Raw genomic sequence first — 15,757 nt, 5'->3', positions numbered from 1 at the left:
TCGCCCCGGCGGAGCCACGGCCAGCACCCTCTTGCGATGTGGACGCCCGCACCACTAGCGTCCACGATGTGGACACTGTGACGAACGCCGTCCCCGGCACTCAGGCCGTCGCGCGGGCGGCTCGGCTTTTGCGCCTGGTGACGGCGGCCGGCACCGACGGCGCCACCCTGCAGGAGCTCGCGGCACGCGCCGGGCTCTCCCGACCCACCACACATCGCCTGCTCAGTGCCCTCCGCGCGGAGGGACTCGTGGACCGCGACGCCGACAGCACGCGCTGGATGCCGGGACCCGAGCTCTTCCTCATGGGGTCCGTGGCTGCCGCTCGATACGACGTGACCGCCCTGGCCCGGGACATCGTGCGGTCGCTCGCGGTGAAGACCGAGGAGAGCGCGTTCTTCTCCGTCCGCCGCGCGGACGAGACGGTCTGCCTGCTGCGGGAAGAGGGCTCGTTCCCCATCCGCTCGTTCGTGCTGAGCGAGGGAGTGCGCTTCCCGCTCGGCGTGGCGAGCGCGGGCCTGGCGATCCTCGCCTTCCTCCCCGACCACGATGTGGATGCCTACCTGGAGCGCCATCCGGAGCTCGTCGAGAACTGGGGACGCGCTCATGGGGAGCGCCCGCTGCGGAAGCGCCTCGCCGAGACGAAGGAGCGCGGGTTCGCCGTCAACCCCGGCCTGATCGTCGAGGGGAGCTGGGGCCTCGGCGCGGCGGTGTTCGACCGCGCCGGACGCCCGGAGTGGGCCCTCAGCCTCACCGGTGTCGCGTTCCGCTTCGGCCCGGAGCGTCAGGCCGAGCTGGGCCGGATCCTCCTCGCGCACGCGCATCAGCTCTCCGCGAGGATCGCGCACGCCCGACGGTGACCTCGATACATACCAACAGGTATATACTTTCTGGTATGAATCGCTCGGAGGTCATCCCGTCGCTCGTCCTGTCGGGCTATGCGCTGGGTCGCATCGCCGCCCAGGACGCGGGGAACGAGGCCCCCGCCGCGCAGTGGCGGGTGCTCAGCCTGCTCGACCAGTCAGGCCCCCGTCGCGTCGGCGAGCTCGCCACGGCAGCCCGCACGACACAGCCCGGCATGACCCGGCTGCTCGGCGCCCTCGAACGCGAGGGCCTCATCCGCCGCTCCCCCGATCCCGACGATTCCCGTGCCACCGTCGTCGCCGCGACCCCCGACGGCACGGCGGCCCTGGCCGCTTGGCGCTCCGAGTTCCGGGAGACGATCGCACCGCGGTTCGCCGACCTCGACGACGACGACTGGCATGCCCTCACCCGTGCGGCCGAGATCCTCGCCGCCCACACCTCTGCCGACCGGACAGGAGACATCCGTTGAACACCGCCCCCGCATCCCCCGCCCCCTCGGTCTGGAGGCAGCCCGCCCAGGTGTGGGCCGTCGCCTTCGCGTGCGTCGTCGCCTTCATGGGGATCGGACTCGTCGACCCCATCCTCCCGGCGATCGCGGAGTCGCTCGAGGCCACGCCGGTCGAGACGGAACTGCTGTTCACCAGCTACCTCCTCGTCACCGGCCTCGCGATGCTCGTCACCAGCTGGATCTCCAGCCGGATCGGCGCCAAGGCCACGCTCCTCGTCGGTCTCGGCCTGATCGTCGTGTTCGCCTTCCTCTGCGCGATCAGCGGCAGCGTCGACGCGGTCATCGGCTTCCGTGCCGGCTGGGGGCTGGGCAACGCGCTGTTCATCTCGACGGCGCTGGCCACGATCGTCGGTGCCGCATCCGGCGGCAGCAGCGCGGCCATCGTGCTGTACGAGGCGGCGCTCGGCCTCGGCATCGCCGTGGGTCCCCTGCTCGGCGGCATCCTCGGTGAGCAGAGCTGGCGAGGACCGTTCTTCGGCGTCGTGGCCCTGATGGCCATCGCCTTCATCGCCGTGCTCGTGCTGCTGCGGGGACCGGGCGAGAAGCGCACGCCGGTGAAGTTCTCCGCCCCTTTCACGGCTCTGCGCCGTCCCGCGCTCGCGATCCTCGCCGTGGCCGCCCTGTTCTACAACATCGGCTTCTTCGTGCTGCTCGCGTTCTCGCCCTTCCCCCTGGGCTTCGGAGCGATGGGCATCGGCCTGACGTTCTTCGGCTGGGGTGTCGCCCTCGCGATCACCAGCGTGTGGGTCGCGCCGGTGCTGATGCGCCGGATGCCGAGGACCCACGTGATCCTCACCGTGCTGCCGCTGCTCGCCGTCGACCTCGTCGTCGCGGGGCTGGTGGTCGCCGAACCTGCCGCTCTCGTCGTGTGCATCATCGTGGGCGGCCTGCTCCTCGGCGTCATGAACACCGTGCTGACCGAAGCCGTGATGGAGGCGACCGACCTCCCCCGCTCCGTCGCCTCCTCGGCCTACTCCGCGGTCCGCTTCCTCGGCGGCGCGATGGCCCCGCCGATCGCGGCTCTGCTGTGGCACCTGTTCAGCGCGACGGTGCCGTATCTCTTCGCCGCCGCCGCGGTCCTGCTGGCCGCACTGACGATCCTCCTCGGCCGGAAGGTCCTCGCGCACATCGACGACGAGCCGGGCGACGTGGTCACCGAGGACGCGGCGGCGATCCTCGTCGGCGACGCCGGCTGACCCGCTCGGCTACCGTGGGGACATGACCGACGCTCCTCCCCTCCCCGAGCGCAGCCGACAGGTGCAGGAACACCTCCACGCCGCCGGCGTGGAGACCGAGATCCGGGTCCTTCCCGACTCCGCCCGCACCGCCGCGGAGGCCGCCGCCGCCATCGGCTGCGACGTCGCAGCGATCGCCAACAGCCTCGTCTTCCTCGCCGATGGCCGTCCCGTCCTCGTCATGACCAGCGGCGGGCACCGCGCGGATCTCGCGGTCCTCGCGCGGAGCATCGGGGCGCGTGCGGTGGTCATGGCTCCGCCCGCCGTCGTCCGTGAGGCCACCGGACAGGCGATCGGCGGAGTGGCGCCCGTCGGCCACCCCACGCCCCTCCCCACCTTCATCGACAGTGCCCTGCAGGTATACGACGTGGTCTGGGCGGCGGCCGGCCACCCGCACACCGTCATGCCGCTGACCTTCGCCCAGCTGTCGGATCTGACCGGCGGCACCGTGATCGACGTGGTCTGACACCCCGGATGTCCGCGCCATGCCCCATGATGGAGGCGATGCGGGCCGCGGCGCGAGCGACCGGCGAGACGGAGGCGACGAGATGTGCGGACGATTCGCGAACGACGCGGCGACGGACGAGCTGATCCGGGAGTTCGTCGCCGATGGCGGCCGCCCGGAGGACTGGTGGAAGTCCTGGCACGGCGCCTACTCGATCGCGCCCACCGAGAGCGCCCCCATCGTCCGGGACCGCGGCGAGGGCCGCATCCTCGAACTCGTGCGGTGGGACTGGCAGAGTCCCCCCAACCGTCCGCAGCGCGCCCCGCTGATCAACGCCCGGATGGAGAAGCTCGCCGCCGGGTTCTGGGCGCCGGCGTTCTCCGCCGCGCGGTGCCTCGTCCCGATGCGCGGGTACTTCGAATGGACGGGCGAGAAGGGCCACAAGACCCCGCACTTCCTCCACGGTGACGGCCTGCTCGCCGCCGCCGGCCTCACCTGGTCGATGGAGCACGAAGGAGAGAAGGTGCGCTGCTTCGTCGTCGTCACGCGGGAGGCACGCGACGCCGGTGGGGAGGTGCACGACCGGATGCCCGCCTTCCTGACTCCCGACACCTGGGACGCGTGGCTCACACCGGAGAAGCTCACCGGGCAGACCAAGCTCGACACGCTGGCGATGCTCGATCACACCTCCGCCGATGTCGCGGCGACGCTCCGCGGACACGTCGTGGACCGCAAGGTGAGCAACACGCGCACCGTCGACCCGTCCGATCCCACGCTTCTCGATCCGGTGGCCTGAAACAGGGAGACACGCGACGACGCACGACACCCCGGTCGGGTAGGAGAACGGGCAGAAGTGTGAAACGCTGAGCACACCCCACACCAGCGGTCATCGCGTCCGCGCCTCTTCGCACAGGTTCCCGTGGCGAGAAGGGAATCTTGCAATGGGCAAGTTCATCTACGAGAACAGCGTCAAGGTCGATATCGAAGACCGCGCTCTCACTCACATCCAGCTGGTCATGACCGCGAAGCTCCGCCGTGGCGAGCCCTTCGGCTTCACGTGGAAGGACGACGTCAGCATGGGCGGCGGCCGGACGACGGTCTGGATCCATGCCGGCAGCTCGCTCGTGTACAAGTACCACGGCAGTCGCCAGCCCAGCGTCAACCGCGCCTGGATCGAGGCCCTCGCATTCACCGCCAACGCCCCGAGCGGTCTGTACCTCGTCCCCGAGCCTGCGGAGCAGCAGCTGTCGGACGGCAGCGAGAGCGCTCTCACGCGGTCCTAACACGCTCTTCGACGGGGTTCAACCCCTCTTGTCGGGTTCCGAGGAGGTTCGTACCGTGGAGCGCATGGGGAACCAGACGGGAATGACGACGACGCACATCGAGATCGATGGGCACGACTTCCTCCTGCCTCGCAGCACGGATGTCGCGGACCTCATGTCTCGGATCGAAGCGGCGGCGCGCTCGCAACCGACGTTCATCGACTTGGCGACCGGCGACGCTCTGACGAGCGTGCTCATCACCGCGCAGTCGCGTGTCGTCGTCTACCTGATCCGCGAGGACGCCGGTCACGACGCCCCCGTCGACGTGCGCTCCACGCTCGACTGGGACCTCTGAGCAGCACGGTCCGCTCGTAGACTGGACAGATGCTCGTCGCCCTCATCCGCCCCCGAGGATCCATGACCGTCGACGTCACCGGGACATCCCTCGAAGACGTCCACACCCAGCTCGATGCTCATCGTGAGCCGGGCTACGCGCTCACCTCCGCCCCGGTGCGCATGCTCAAGGGTGAGGCGAAGATGGAGGCGACGGGAACGTTCCAGCGCGTCGACGGCGTCGAGCAGATCGAGGCCGACGACATGGCAGGCATCGAGGCGAAGGTTCCCGAGGGCTGGCAGCTGCTGTCCGTCCGCCGCGCCTGACGCGCGACCCACCCCCAGATCCCGCCGCCCCTCCCGCCCCGTGCGGGTTCGAGAAGGTGCCTCTCCCGGCCGCGAAAGGCACGGTTTCCATCCCGGCCCGAGCGATCCGGCCCCGAAACGGGCAGAGAAAAAGCCTCGGAGATGGCGAGATCTCTGAGGCTTGTTCCGTGCACCCCCAGGGACTTGAACCCTGAACCCACTGATTAAGAGTCAGTTGCTCTGCCGATTGAGCTAGAGGTGCGTGGCCCGGGATAACCCCGACCGAGGAATTACATTACCAGCGGTTGGCGCCGACACGAAATCCGGCGCGGCCCGGGCGTGGCTCGGGCGTTTCGCCCCCTGATCCTGGCCGATGGTCTCTGCGGGCGCGGTCGGGGCGGCGACTATCCTGAGAGCGTGACCGCCACTCCCGACGCCGCCGACCTGCGCGCCGATCTCCAGCTCGCCCTTCGCCTCGCCGACGCCGCGGATGCCCAGTCGCTCCCGCGTTTCGACGCCGCCGACCTGGAGATCTCCACGAAGGCGGACCACTCGCACGTGACCGACGCCGACCTGGCGACGGAGCGGGCGATCCGCCGGATCCTCGAGGAGGAACGACCCGACGACGGCATCTTCGGCGAGGAGTTCGGCGCTCAGGGCAGCACCGCCCGGCAGTGGATCATCGACCCGATCGACGGCACCGCGAACTTCCTCCGCGGCGTTCCTCTGTGGGGCACGATGATCGCCCTCGCGATCGACGGCGTGCCGCGCGTCGGCGTGGTCAGCATGCCCGCCCTCGGCCGACGCTGGTGGGCGGCGGCCGGACATGGCGCTTGGACCGTCAGCGACCGCAGGGAGCGCCGTCTCTCCACCTCCACCGTCTCCTCGCTGGACGAGGCCAGCGTGAGCTTCCAGAGCATCGCGCAGTGGCGTGACGCCGGAAAGCTGGATGCCCTGCTGCGCCTGAGCGCGCGCGTCTGGCGCGATCGGGCGTACGGCGACGTCTACGCCTACATGCTCCTCGCCGAAGGGCGACTGGAGGCGGTCGCGGAGTTCGATGTGAAAGAGTACGACATCGCAGCGGCTGTGGCGATCGTGAACGAGGCCGGCGGGCGCATGACGGCATTCGACGGCTCCGAGACGATCTCGGCGCGCTCGACACTCGCCACCAACGGCACCCTTCACGACCAGTTCCTCCGTCTCCTGCACGACTGACTCTCCGAGGCCACGATGACCACCCGACGACTCGCGATCCTGATCGGTCTCGTGCTCGCGGGAGCCGCCCTCACGGCGTGCACGGGTGGCGGCACCCCTGATCCGTCGGCGCCGGGCTCGGCCGCTCCCACGGGAGACGGCGGCGCGAGCGCGACACCGGGCGGGGACGAGCTCACGTGCGAGTCGATGATCTCCGAAGGCACCGTCGCGGCCCTCACCGACGCCGGCTGGACGGCAGAGCCGCGCGAGTTCCGCGTCGGGGGCGTCGAGCTGACACAGGGACTCCTCTGCTTCTGGGCGGACTTCAGCGTGCCCTCGGACCACGGGCAGATGTACGGCTGGTCTCCCCTGTCCATCGAGGAGGCGGAGCGCGCACAGGCGGGCCTCGAGGAGGAGGGGTGGCGGAGCGAGGAAGACGCCCAGGGCACGTACGTCACCGAGGACTCGCAGTTCGCCATGAGCACGGACGAGGACGGGTACGGCATGACCTACCTCTTCGGCGACGGCTGGGTGAAGGTCGCCGACACGAAGCAAGGACTCCTCCTCATCGAAGGCCCCCGCTGACGGCACACACCATCCGGTCGGCTGTCAAGCGGCTGGGCCTGCGGCCGGTGATGGACGAGGCTGGAGGCATCCGAGGAAAGGAACGCCCATGGGTAACGACAGCGACCGCAACGACATCAGCACCGAGCCCTCCCCCGGCCCCGAGGAGAACGACAACCTCGGCGCCGAGGACAACAAGGGCGAGCCGCGCACCGTTCCGCCCACGGACGGATCGGATGACGACGGCGACGACGTGCTCGCCGAGGACCCGGACCGCTCGCACTGAGCCCGCTGGCCCGATGACAGGAGCCCCGCCTCGCACGAGGTGGGGCTTCTGCGCTGTCACTCCGTCGTCGAGCCCTGGACGATCTCGTCGACGAGCGTGATGCCTCCGGTGGAGTTCGCCGATTGCATGAGGTCATCGATCCACTTCGGGTTCAGCTTGGGCGGCTCCCGCCCTTCGAACGTGAAGCGCAGCGGGATCGACGGATGCAGCCAGATCGTGGAGCGTCCGTACGCATCGCCCTCGGGGTGGGTCCACGACACCGTGAAGCTCTCGTTGCGTCGGAGCTTCGTCGCGATCACGACCTTGAGGTGCGCGAGCGCGCGGTCCTCGATGTGGAGCTGGCTCGTGCTGTCGTACATGATGAACCCCATGTGCGAATCGTAGGCCTCGCCCGACTCCGCCACCAGGGCCGTCATGCCGCGTGCATCTCAGCCGCGGACGTCCCTGGGGTCGTCGCCATAGCTGTTCCGCTCCCCGATCGTGCCGTCCTCCCGTCGGATGAGGTGCTCGACCTGACGCGCCCGAGCCGTCTCCCGCCCAACGGCGACCGCCTCGTCCTTCGTGTCATGCGGCCCGCTGAACGTGTTCACCTCGCCCTGGACGCGATTGAACCAGCCACCCTCCTGGTGGAACGTGTCGACATCGCCCTTCGGCATGGCCTCTCCCTTCGTCGTGGACCCCCTTGGTACCGCGCGACGCCGCTCGTCTCCGACCCCCTTGCGCGCGCGCCGGATCGGTCGTACGCGGCCGCGGATCCGTTCGCGTCCCCCGAAGAGGGGACAGACATCCGGTCCCTCCGCCTGCGATCATCGCGGTGAGGGAGTCGAACGGGCGGGCGCTGTCCCGCCGATCGGGGAAGGAGACTTCTGATGACGACCGATATGATCGCGGGGCCGTTCCTGACGGCTGTCCGTCAGGCCTGGGACCGTGCGCGTGGAACACTCATCATCCCCCGGGATTTCACCCTGACGCAGTTGGCGGCCGGAGCGGGATCGCTGAGCGCGGAGGTCACCGACTCGACGGGGACCCGGTTCGGCTTCCGCGTTCCGCTTCCCGCAGCCGCCCGATGGGAGGGGAGGGCACAAGGTGGTGAAGGCACTCCGGAGCACTGGGCGCTGTGGAGCGTCATCATCCCCCTCATGGAGGAACTGGAGACGGACGCCGGGCGCCGCTTCACCCCCGACGCCGACGGCGTCCGCTGGGTGACCGCGTAGAGGATCGCGGTCACCGCGCCGCGGAGCCTAACGCAGACCGTCTTGGCAGTTGCTTCCCTGACGGGCTTCCGACCACAGCGCGTACTCGGTTCCGTTCTCGGTCTCGATCGTCCACGGCGGGAAGGTAAGGCCCGCCTCCCCAGTGAACACTAGGGAGGCGGGCCTCATTCCGTGTGACAGCGACCTGGTGGAGCTGGGGGGAATCGAACCCCCGTCCAACGCTGAGTCTCCACGCCTTCTCCGGGCGCAGTCTGTGGAAGCGTTCTGCTCGGCTCCGACCTTTGTCACAGACACCTAAGTCGACGAGCCCAGCCTGGGAAGAGTCCCACGAGACGTCCAGACGCCGTCACGCAGCAAGATTCCTAGATGACGCCAGGATCCGTATCGGAATCACATACGGTCTGACGGACTATCGGGCTCGCTTAGGCAGCGAGGGCGAAGTCGTTGCGCTTGGTTTCGGCAACTATTGTTTTGCAGAGAGCGTTTACGAGATAACTCTGCATCCTCGGCCCGCTTCTCGTGGATTCACAGGCGCTGTCGAAACCGATCAGCCCCGTGGTCCTTCTCTCGAAGGAGCCGCTGTCACGCTGTGGAATTGTCAGCCTCGGACGACGAACGCCCGAGCATCACAGACTACAACGTCTGCGCCTCCGCCGCCATTCCCCGCCGCCGTGCCCGTCGCGTAGAGTCGCCCCATGAGCGATGTGACAGTCACCGTCCGCGGCGAACACGAAGCCCGCCTGGCGCCGGAACGGGCGACCGTCCGCGTCTCGGTGCGCGCCGAGGGTCCGGAGCGCGCGACCGTCGTCGATCACGTCATGCGCCTGGCCGAGCCGGTCCGCAGCAGCATCGTGGGACGCGTGGACGCCGGCTCCGCCCTCGACTGGAGCAGCACGCGGCTCTCCGTGCGCGCCGAGCGCCCCTGGAACGCCGACGGCAAACGTCTCGCCCCGGTCTACTACGCGAGCATCGACCTCACCGCGACCTTCGCCGAGGCGTCGGAACTGTCTGTCTGGATCTCCGATATCTCCGCCTGGGATGGCGTCGAGGTCGGCGGTGTCGACTGGCACCTCACCCCCGAGACCCGCGTTCGCGTGGAACGAGAGGTCGCCACGCAGGCCGTCCATGTGGCCGTGACGAGAGCCGAGGCCTACGCCGCCGCGCTCGGCCTCGCTGAGGTGACGCCCCTGGAGATCGCCGACACCGGCCTGCTGTCCTCGGCACCTGCACCCGGCGCTCCGCTGGGGAAAGCACGCGGCGCCGTCGCCTTCGCGGCCGACTCCGCGCCGGCCATGGAGTACGAGCCGCAGGACATCGTCCTCACGGCGACCGTCGAGGCGCGCTTCCTCGCTCGCTGAGCCTCCGCCGTCAGTCGCTGACGACGTAGGCCGCGAGGTCGGCGGCGAGACGCTCGGACACGTGCGCGTGCACCGCGGTCCCTGCCTCCTGGTGCTCGACGGACAGCAGCATCCCGGTCTCGTGGATCGCCGCGACGAGGTCACCGCGGTCGTACGGGATCACGGCATGGAGCTCGACGGCCGGTTTCGGCAGCGCCTCCTCGATCGCCGCGCGGAGCTCGACGATGCCCTCGCCGGACCGTGACGAGACGAAGTGCGCCTGCGGCTCCAGGCCGCGCAGCACGAGCCGCTCGTCCTCGGGGATGAGGTCGGCCTTGTTGAAGACGACGATCTCGGGCATGTCTCGCACGCCGACATCGCCCATCACGTCGCGCACCGTCTGCAGCTGGCCGGCCGGGTCGGGGTGCGAGCCGTCGACCACATGCAGCACGACGTCCGCGTCACCGACCTCCTCCAACGTGGAGCGGAAGGCTTCGACGAGCTGATGCGGCAGGTTCCGCACGAATCCGACCGTGTCGGTCAGCGTGTACACCCGGCCGTCTTCGGTCTCGGACCGACGGACGGTCGCATCGAGGGTCGCGAACAGCGCGTTCTCCACGAGCACGCCCGCGCTCGTCAGCGCGTTGAGCAGACTCGACTTCCCGGCGTTCGTGTATCCGGCGATGGCGACGGAGGGGATGGTGTTGCGCTTGCGTTCGGCCCGCTTCGCCTCGCGCGCGGGCGCGAAGTCGCGGATCTGCTTGCGCAGGAGCGCCATCTTCGTCCGGATGCGTCGGCGGTCGAGCTCGATCTTCGTCTCACCGGGACCGCGCGAGCCCATGCCCGCGCCTCCGGCGCCGACCTGTCCACCGGCCTGTCGGCTCATCGACTCACCCCAACCGCGCAGGCGCGGCAGCAGGTACTCGAGCTGCGCGAGCTCGACCTGAGCCTTGCCCTCTCGGCTCTTGGCGTGCTGGCTGAAGATGTCGAGGATCACGGTGGTCCGGTCGATGACCTTGACCTTCACGACGTCTTCGAGCGCACGTCGCTGGCTGGGGGCCAGCTCGGTGTCGGCGATGACGGTGTCGGCGCCGACGGCGGCGACGATGTCCTTCAGCTCCTGCGCTTTGCCGCGTCCGAGGTAGGTGGCGGCGTCCGGGTGCGGACGGCGCTGCAGCACGCCGTCGAGCACGACGGCGCCGGCGGTCTCCGCAAGGGCGGCGAGCTCCCGCAACGAGTTCTCCGCGTCCTCCTGGGCCCCTTGCGGGTACACGCCGACGAGCACGACGTTCTCGAGGCGCAGCTGACGGTACTCGACCTCGGTGACGTCTTCGAGCTCCGTCGACAGACCGCCCACACGCCGCAGCGCGTGCCGATCCTCGAGGTCCCACTGGTCGCCGTCTGCCGTCGAGTGCGCGGCCGTCGCTTCGTCCTGGAGCGCCTGTGCGGCGCCGAACATCCGCACCTCCGAGCGCTTCTCTGCGTTCGCCAGCACGCGGTCGACCGTCTGGTCGTCGGTGGAGGGTGTCTTCGTCTCCGTCATCCGTTCCTGTCTCTGGTTTCCTCGCGAGCCTTAACCTTAGCCCGCGCCGTCCGGTACGCTCACCGTATGGGGTCCGACCACTACTTCACTGCGGCCCCGGCTAGCCCCGAGAACCTGCGCAAGATCCGCGTATCCCTGGCAGGACGTGAGCTCGAAGTGACCACTGCGGGTGGTGTCTTCAGCCCGGATCGACTCGACGCCGGCACCGCAGTGCTTCTCGCCAACATGCCTCCCGTTCCTCCCGGAGGTCATCTTCTCGACCTCGGCAGCGGGTGGGGTCCCATCTCCCTGTCGATGGCGCTGGCCGCACCGCACGCGACCGTCTGGGCGGTCGATGTGAACGAGCGGGCTCTGGACCTCGTGCGTCGCAACGCCGCAGCCCTCGGCCTCACCAATGTCAACGCCACACTGCCCGAAGATGTTCCCGCCGACGTGACCTTCCGCACGATCAGATCCAATCCCCCGATCCGGGTGGGGAAGAACGAGCTGCACGGTCTGCTGGAGAAGTGGATCCCGAGGCTCGACGAGCGCAGCGATGCATGGCTCGTCGTGCAGCGGAACCTCGGCGCCGACTCCTTGCAGCGCTGGATCGCGGCGACCTTCCAGCCCGGTTACAGCGTCTTCCGGACGGCGACCGGCAAGGGCTACCGCATCCTCAAGGTGCGCAAGCACGGAACACCGCCGACGGAGCCCATCGACATCGTCTGAGAGGTCCGCCCCGCGGCCTCAGACCAGGTCGACCTCACCCTGATAGACGAGCTGCGCAGGCCCGGACAGTGCGACGTGCTCCCCGTCTTCGGCGGGGAACATGCGCACGCCGAGCGTGCCACCGGGAACCTCGACATGCCAGTTGTCGGGGGCCTGAGCGCCGGCCCAGTAGCGCACAGCGAGAGCCGTGGCGGCGACGCCCGTCCCGCAGCTCAGCGTCTCGCCGACCCCGCGCTCGAAGACGCGCATCCGCACGTGCCCGATGCCGTCGCGCACGAGGGGCTCGCCGGGCACCACGAACTCGACGTTGGCTCCCGCGGGCGGGGCTGGCTCCAGCTCGGGCGTGCGGGTGAGTTCCAGCAGTCCGAGCTCCGCGTCCGAGGCAAGCGCCACCACGACGTGCGGGTTCCCGACGTCGATACCCAGTCCCGGACGGGTGACGCTCAGCCCGTCCGCGCGCACCAGCGGGTCGTCTCCCGACAGCTTCCACGCGCCGAGGTCGACCTGATAGCCGCTCACGCTGCGTGTGACGTCACGGACGCCCGCTCTGGTGCCGATCGGAAGCGTGCTGCCGGGCTCGATCGACGCAAGACCGGAGCGGACGAGGTAGTGGGCGAAGACGCGGATCCCGTTGCCGCACATCTCGGCCACGGAACCGTCCGCGTTGCGGTAGTCCATGAACCACTCGGCATCCGGCTCTTCCGCCAGGGCCGTTGCGCCCTCCGGGATCGCGGATGAGCGCACGACGCGCAGCACGCCGTCCGCGCCGATGCCGAAGTGACGATCGCAGAGCACGGCGACCTGCTCCGCCGTCAACTCCAGCTGCCCTTCGGGGTCGGCGATGATGATGAAGTCGTTGCCGGTACCGTGCCCCTTGGTGAATGCGACCATGGGACCAGTCTAGGGAGCCGACGCCCCTGCGCCCGGCCGTGCGACGCGATAGCGCCCGCAGAGGAAGCTGCGGTTGCGGGCCACCTCGATCAGTTCCAGATCGAGTCGCCGCGGCAACAGCGGGGCGCCGCTCCCGAGGGTCACCGGTGCGTACTGCACCCAGAACTCGTCCAGCAGCCCCGCGTCGGCGAACTGCCCGGCGAGGTCTCCCCCGCCGACCACCCACAGATCCTTGCCACCCGCCGCGTCGAGCATCGCGCTGTGCACGTCGAGGATGTCGGCACTCGTCACGCGGACATCAGCCCCCTCCGGCACCGCGAGATCACGATGCGACAGCACCCACGTGGGCTGAGTGTACGTCCAGCGGCCCTCCTCATGGCGCATGACCCACTCGAACGTGGACGCCCCCATCACCAGCGCACCGATGCTCTTCTCGAAGGCGCGGTACGCCATCGGACCGTCCATGTCGATGTCCTGGCTCAGCAGCCAGTCCAGGGAATGCTCGGCAGTGGCGATGAAGCCGTCCAGGCTGGACGCGGTGAAGTAGTGAGTGGCCATACGCGCATGCTCGCACGGGCCGCCGACATCGCGGTCAGTCCCCCAGCAGGTCGGCGACGGCCACGGGTGGCGTCACCCACTCCAGCTCCGGGTAGCGCTTGAACCACGACACCTGCCGACGTGCGTAGCGCCGCGTGAGCGCCTGAGTCTCGGCGATCGCCTCCTCGGCGGTGGAGCGTCCGTCCAGCTGTGCGAGCGCCTGCGCGTATCCGATCGCCCGCGGGGCTGTCGTCCCCCGCTCCAGACCGCGGTCCCGCAGCCCGGCGACCTCTGCCACCAGCCCGTGCTCCCACATCCGACGCACGCGCGCATCGAGACGGGCGACGAGTTCGGCCCGATCCACCTGCAGGCCGATCAGACGCGTGTGCGGGTGCCAGAGCGTCGGGGTCGCCGGGAGAGCGGCACCATGCGTCGCGCTCCCCTGCTCGATGATCTCGAGCGCGCGGATCACGCGTCTCCCGTTGCGCGGGTCCACTCGGGCCGCGGCTTCCGGATCGCGCGCACGCAACCGCTGAAGCAGGGGCTCGACGCCCTCGCGATCGAGCTCCTGCTCGAGACGCTCGCGGATGGCGGGGTCTCGGGGCGGGAAGTGGAACTCGTAGACGACGCTCGACACGTAGAGCCCGGATCCACCGACGAGGATCGCGTCTCCTCCCGCCGCGTGGATCCGCTGCACGGCGTTACGCGCGAGCGGCTGATACCAGGCCACGGCGGCGTCTTGCGTCACCTCTCGCACGTCGAAGAGGTGGTGCGGAATGCCGCGACGTTCGGCGAACGACAGCTTCGCGGTACCGATGTCCATGCCGCGGTAGAGCTGCATGGCGTCGGCGTTGACGATCTCCGCCGGGTTGCCGCGACGCCGGAGCTCCTCAGCGAGATCGAGCGCCAGATCGCTCTTCCCCGTGCCGGTCGCACCGACGACGGCCCAGAGCCGAGGCGCGGTCACACTCCGACGCGGAGGGTCGGCAGGCCGAGGGAGACGGCGCGCGGAGCGCCGTCGCTCGGTGCCGGCACGGCGCACGACTCGGCCTGTCCCCGATCCCACGCATCGCCACCACGCGTCCGGCGGATGCGGAGCGGGGCACCCGTCGGGTCGTCGGCGAGGAGGTGGAACGGCGCGGCGTGCGTCACCGTCACCGTGACGACATCTCCGGGGCGCGGCAGCTCGGACCCGGGAGTGACCTCGAAGTGCACGAGCCGGTTGTCCTGCGCCCGCCCGGTGAGGCGACGCGTCTCCGTGTCCTTCTTGCCTTCGCCCGTGGACACGAGAACCTCGACCTCCCGGCCGACCTGCTTCTGGTTCTCCTCGAGCGAGATGCGCTCCTGGAGCGCGATCAGCCGGTCGTAGCGGGCCTGCACGACGTCCTTGGGTACCTGGTCGGGCATCGTGGCCGCAGGGGTGCCTTCGCGGATCGAGTACTGGAAGGTGAACGCTCCGGAGAAGCGCGACTGTTCGACGACGCGCATCGTGTCCTCGAAGTCCTCCTCGGTTTCGCCGGGGAAGCCGACGATGATGTCGGTCGTGATGGCCGCGTGCGGGATGCGCTCGCGGACGCGGTCCAGGATGCCCAGGAAGCGCTCGCTGCGATAGGAGCGGCGCATCGCCTTGAGGATCCGGTCGCTCCCCGACTGCAGCGGCATGTGGAGCTGCGGCATGACGGCGGGCGTCTCCGCCATCGCGTCGATCACGTCGTCCGTGAAGGCGGCGGGATGCGGGCTCGTGAAGCGGATGCGCTCGAGTCCCTCGATCTCGCCGGCGGCGCGGAGGAGCTTGCCGAACGCCTGCCGATCCCCGAACTCCACCCCGTACGAGTTCACGTTCTGCCCGAGGAGCGTCACCTCGATGGCGCCGTCCTCCACCAGCAGGCGGATCTCGTTGAGGATGTCGCCCGGCCGACGGTCCTTCTCCTTGCCCCGGAGGCTCGGGACGATGCAGAAGGTGCAGGTGTTGTTGCAGCCGACGGAGATCGACACCCAGCCGCTGTGCGCCGAGTCGCGCTTGGTGGGAAGCGTCGACGGGAAGACCTCGAGGGACTCGAGGATCTCGAGTTCGGCATCGCCGTTGTGGCGCGCGCGCTCCAGGAGACCGGGCAAGGACCCCATGTTGTGTGTGCCGAACACCACGTCGACCCAGGGAGCCTTGTCGAGCACGGCCTGCTTGTCCATCTGCGCGAGGCAGCCACCGACGGCGATCTGCATCCCGGCCTTACGTCGCTTGACGGCGGCCAGATGCCCGAGAGTGCCGTAGAGCTTCCCGGCGGCGTTGTCCCGGACGGCGCAGGTGTTGATGATCACCACGTCGGCCTCGGCTCCGGCCTCGGCACGGATGTAGCCGGCGCTCTCCAGGGATCCGGACAGACGCTCGGAGTCGTGGACGTTCATCTGGCAGCCGAAGGTGCGCACTTCGTAGGATCGCTGGCGCCCGTCATCGTCGACGGCCGCCGACGACGCGCTGATGATCGTCGGTTCACTGCGGGGGATAGTCATGATGCTCCCATTGTACGAGCGTCAC

General features: G+C 69.4%; 21 protein-coding genes, 1 tRNA gene and 1 other RNA gene. 14 read left to right on the top strand and 9 right to left on the bottom strand.

The annotated features are described in order from the left end of the window. Window positions 1-68 precede the first annotated feature (68 nt). The 8 genes from KZC57_RS00670 to KZC57_RS00635 all read left to right on the top strand — a co-directional run bounded on the left by KZC57_RS00670 (window position 69) and on the right by KZC57_RS00635 (window position 4,971). Entirely contained in the window at window positions 69-857 is a 789-nt protein-coding gene (locus KZC57_RS00670) for an IclR family transcriptional regulator (RefSeq protein ID WP_060920986.1), read from the top strand. A 35-nt stretch (window positions 858-892) separates the two neighbouring features. Continuing rightward, window positions 893-1,330, top strand: a complete 438-nt coding sequence (locus KZC57_RS00665; protein WP_144880985.1) for a MarR family winged helix-turn-helix transcriptional regulator — start codon at window positions 893-895, stop codon at window positions 1,328-1,330. Then, on the top strand, window positions 1,327-2,565 hold the full coding sequence (locus KZC57_RS00660) for an MFS transporter (RefSeq protein ID WP_144880984.1): 1,239 nt from the start codon (window positions 1,327-1,329) through the stop codon (window positions 2,563-2,565). Before KZC57_RS00665 ends, KZC57_RS00660 begins: the two co-directional genes overlap by 4 nt. A 22-nt stretch (window positions 2,566-2,587) precedes the next feature. Continuing rightward, window positions 2,588-3,070 (top strand): YbaK/EbsC family protein, encoded by a 483-nt coding sequence (locus KZC57_RS00655; RefSeq protein WP_247640821.1) that lies wholly within the window; start codon window positions 2,588-2,590, stop codon window positions 3,068-3,070. Window positions 3,071-3,152: 82 nt separating this feature from the next. Next, entirely contained in the window at window positions 3,153-3,845 is a 693-nt protein-coding gene (locus KZC57_RS00650; RefSeq protein WP_144880982.1) for an SOS response-associated peptidase, read from the top strand. A gap of 145 nt (window positions 3,846-3,990) precedes the next feature. Further along, entirely contained in the window at window positions 3,991-4,332 is a 342-nt protein-coding gene (locus tag KZC57_RS00645; RefSeq protein WP_060920991.1) for a hypothetical protein, read from the top strand. Window positions 4,333-4,396: 64 nt separating this feature from the next. Beyond that, window positions 4,397-4,666, top strand: a complete 270-nt coding sequence (locus KZC57_RS00640; protein WP_144880981.1) for a hypothetical protein — start codon at window positions 4,397-4,399, stop codon at window positions 4,664-4,666. Window positions 4,667-4,695: 29 nt separating this feature from the next. Further along, complete coding sequence (locus KZC57_RS00635; protein ID WP_060920993.1) at window positions 4,696-4,971, top strand: hypothetical protein; 276 nt, start codon at window positions 4,696-4,698, stop codon at window positions 4,969-4,971. Between the two features lie 168 nt (window positions 4,972-5,139). On the opposite strand, the gene KZC57_RS00630 is transcribed toward KZC57_RS00635, so the two are convergent. Then, window positions 5,140-5,212: transfer RNA gene (locus KZC57_RS00630), tRNA-Lys, on the bottom strand. Window positions 5,213-5,367: 155 nt separating this feature from the next. On the opposite strand from KZC57_RS00630, the gene KZC57_RS00625 reads away from it, so the two are divergent. The 3 genes from KZC57_RS00625 (at window position 5,368) to KZC57_RS00615 (ending at window position 6,994) form a co-directional block, all read left to right on the top strand. Then, window positions 5,368-6,165 (top strand): inositol monophosphatase family protein, encoded by a 798-nt coding sequence (locus KZC57_RS00625; protein ID WP_247640820.1) that lies wholly within the window; start codon window positions 5,368-5,370, stop codon window positions 6,163-6,165. A 15-nt stretch (window positions 6,166-6,180) separates the two neighbouring features. Next, the gene (locus tag KZC57_RS00620) at window positions 6,181-6,729 is read left to right on the top strand and encodes a hypothetical protein (protein ID WP_247640819.1); all 549 of its coding nucleotides are present in this window, start codon (window positions 6,181-6,183) and stop codon (window positions 6,727-6,729) included. An 88-nt stretch (window positions 6,730-6,817) separates the two neighbouring features. Next, the gene (locus KZC57_RS00615; protein WP_158698530.1) at window positions 6,818-6,994 is read left to right on the top strand and encodes a hypothetical protein; all 177 of its coding nucleotides are present in this window, start codon (window positions 6,818-6,820) and stop codon (window positions 6,992-6,994) included. Between the two features lie 56 nt (window positions 6,995-7,050). Here KZC57_RS00615 and KZC57_RS00610 read toward each other — a convergent pair whose 3' ends face one another. After that, window positions 7,051-7,365, bottom strand: coding sequence for a hypothetical protein (locus KZC57_RS00610; protein ID WP_025103247.1), 315 nt, complete (start codon window positions 7,363-7,365; stop codon window positions 7,051-7,053). Between the two features lie 57 nt (window positions 7,366-7,422). Beyond that, window positions 7,423-7,650: a DUF2188 domain-containing protein gene (locus KZC57_RS00605; protein WP_060920996.1), complete on the bottom strand. Its 228-nt coding sequence runs from the start codon at window positions 7,648-7,650 to the stop codon at window positions 7,423-7,425. Between the two features lie 213 nt (window positions 7,651-7,863). On the opposite strand from KZC57_RS00605, the gene KZC57_RS00600 reads away from it, so the two are divergent. Then, the gene (locus KZC57_RS00600; protein WP_105949716.1) at window positions 7,864-8,208 is read left to right on the top strand and encodes a hypothetical protein; all 345 of its coding nucleotides are present in this window, start codon (window positions 7,864-7,866) and stop codon (window positions 8,206-8,208) included. Window positions 8,209-8,393: 185 nt separating this feature from the next. On the opposite strand, the gene ssrA is transcribed toward KZC57_RS00600, so the two are convergent. Further along, window positions 8,394-8,763, bottom strand: a transfer-messenger RNA (tmRNA) gene (gene ssrA, locus KZC57_RS00595). Window positions 8,764-8,903: 140 nt separating this feature from the next. Here ssrA and KZC57_RS00590 point away from each other — a divergent pair. Continuing rightward, complete coding sequence (locus KZC57_RS00590) at window positions 8,904-9,566, top strand: SIMPL domain-containing protein (protein WP_060921063.1); 663 nt, start codon at window positions 8,904-8,906, stop codon at window positions 9,564-9,566. A 10-nt stretch (window positions 9,567-9,576) separates the two neighbouring features. On the opposite strand, the gene hflX is transcribed toward KZC57_RS00590, so the two are convergent. Continuing rightward, window positions 9,577-11,088, bottom strand: a complete 1,512-nt coding sequence (gene hflX / locus KZC57_RS00585; RefSeq protein ID WP_126893028.1) for a GTPase HflX — start codon at window positions 11,086-11,088, stop codon at window positions 9,577-9,579. Window positions 11,089-11,154: 66 nt separating this feature from the next. Between hflX and KZC57_RS00580 the strand changes: the two genes are divergently transcribed. Next, a complete protein-coding gene (locus KZC57_RS00580) occupies window positions 11,155-11,796 on the top strand; it encodes a class I SAM-dependent methyltransferase (protein ID WP_217584491.1) in 642 nt (213 codons plus the stop codon). Window positions 11,797-11,814: 18 nt separating this feature from the next. Here KZC57_RS00580 and dapF read toward each other — a convergent pair whose 3' ends face one another. Genes dapF through miaB form a run of 4 tightly spaced genes read right to left on the bottom strand, consistent with a single transcriptional unit; the run spans window position 11,815 to window position 15,732 of the window. Then, window positions 11,815-12,687: a diaminopimelate epimerase gene (gene dapF, locus KZC57_RS00575; protein WP_247640818.1), complete on the bottom strand. Its 873-nt coding sequence runs from the start codon at window positions 12,685-12,687 to the stop codon at window positions 11,815-11,817. Between the two features lie 9 nt (window positions 12,688-12,696). After that, window positions 12,697-13,245: a dihydrofolate reductase family protein gene (locus KZC57_RS00570; RefSeq protein ID WP_247640817.1), complete on the bottom strand. Its 549-nt coding sequence runs from the start codon at window positions 13,243-13,245 to the stop codon at window positions 12,697-12,699. A 34-nt stretch (window positions 13,246-13,279) separates the two neighbouring features. Continuing rightward, the gene (miaA, locus tag KZC57_RS00565) at window positions 13,280-14,191 is read right to left on the bottom strand and encodes a tRNA (adenosine(37)-N6)-dimethylallyltransferase MiaA (protein ID WP_247640816.1); all 912 of its coding nucleotides are present in this window, start codon (window positions 14,189-14,191) and stop codon (window positions 13,280-13,282) included. After that, a complete protein-coding gene (gene miaB / locus KZC57_RS00560; RefSeq protein WP_060921069.1) occupies window positions 14,188-15,732 on the bottom strand; it encodes a tRNA (N6-isopentenyl adenosine(37)-C2)-methylthiotransferase MiaB in 1,545 nt (514 codons plus the stop codon). The genes miaA and miaB overlap by 4 nt, the downstream gene beginning before the upstream one ends. Window positions 15,733-15,757: the final 25 nt, after the last annotated feature.

The organism is Microbacterium sp. KSW4-4 (genome assembly GCF_023091185.1).
Classification (GTDB): domain Bacteria; phylum Actinomycetota; class Actinomycetes; order Actinomycetales; family Microbacteriaceae; genus Microbacterium; species Microbacterium paraoxydans.
Note: the sequence above shows the minus strand (reverse complement) of the source record. Positions and strands in the feature narration are given on the sequence as shown.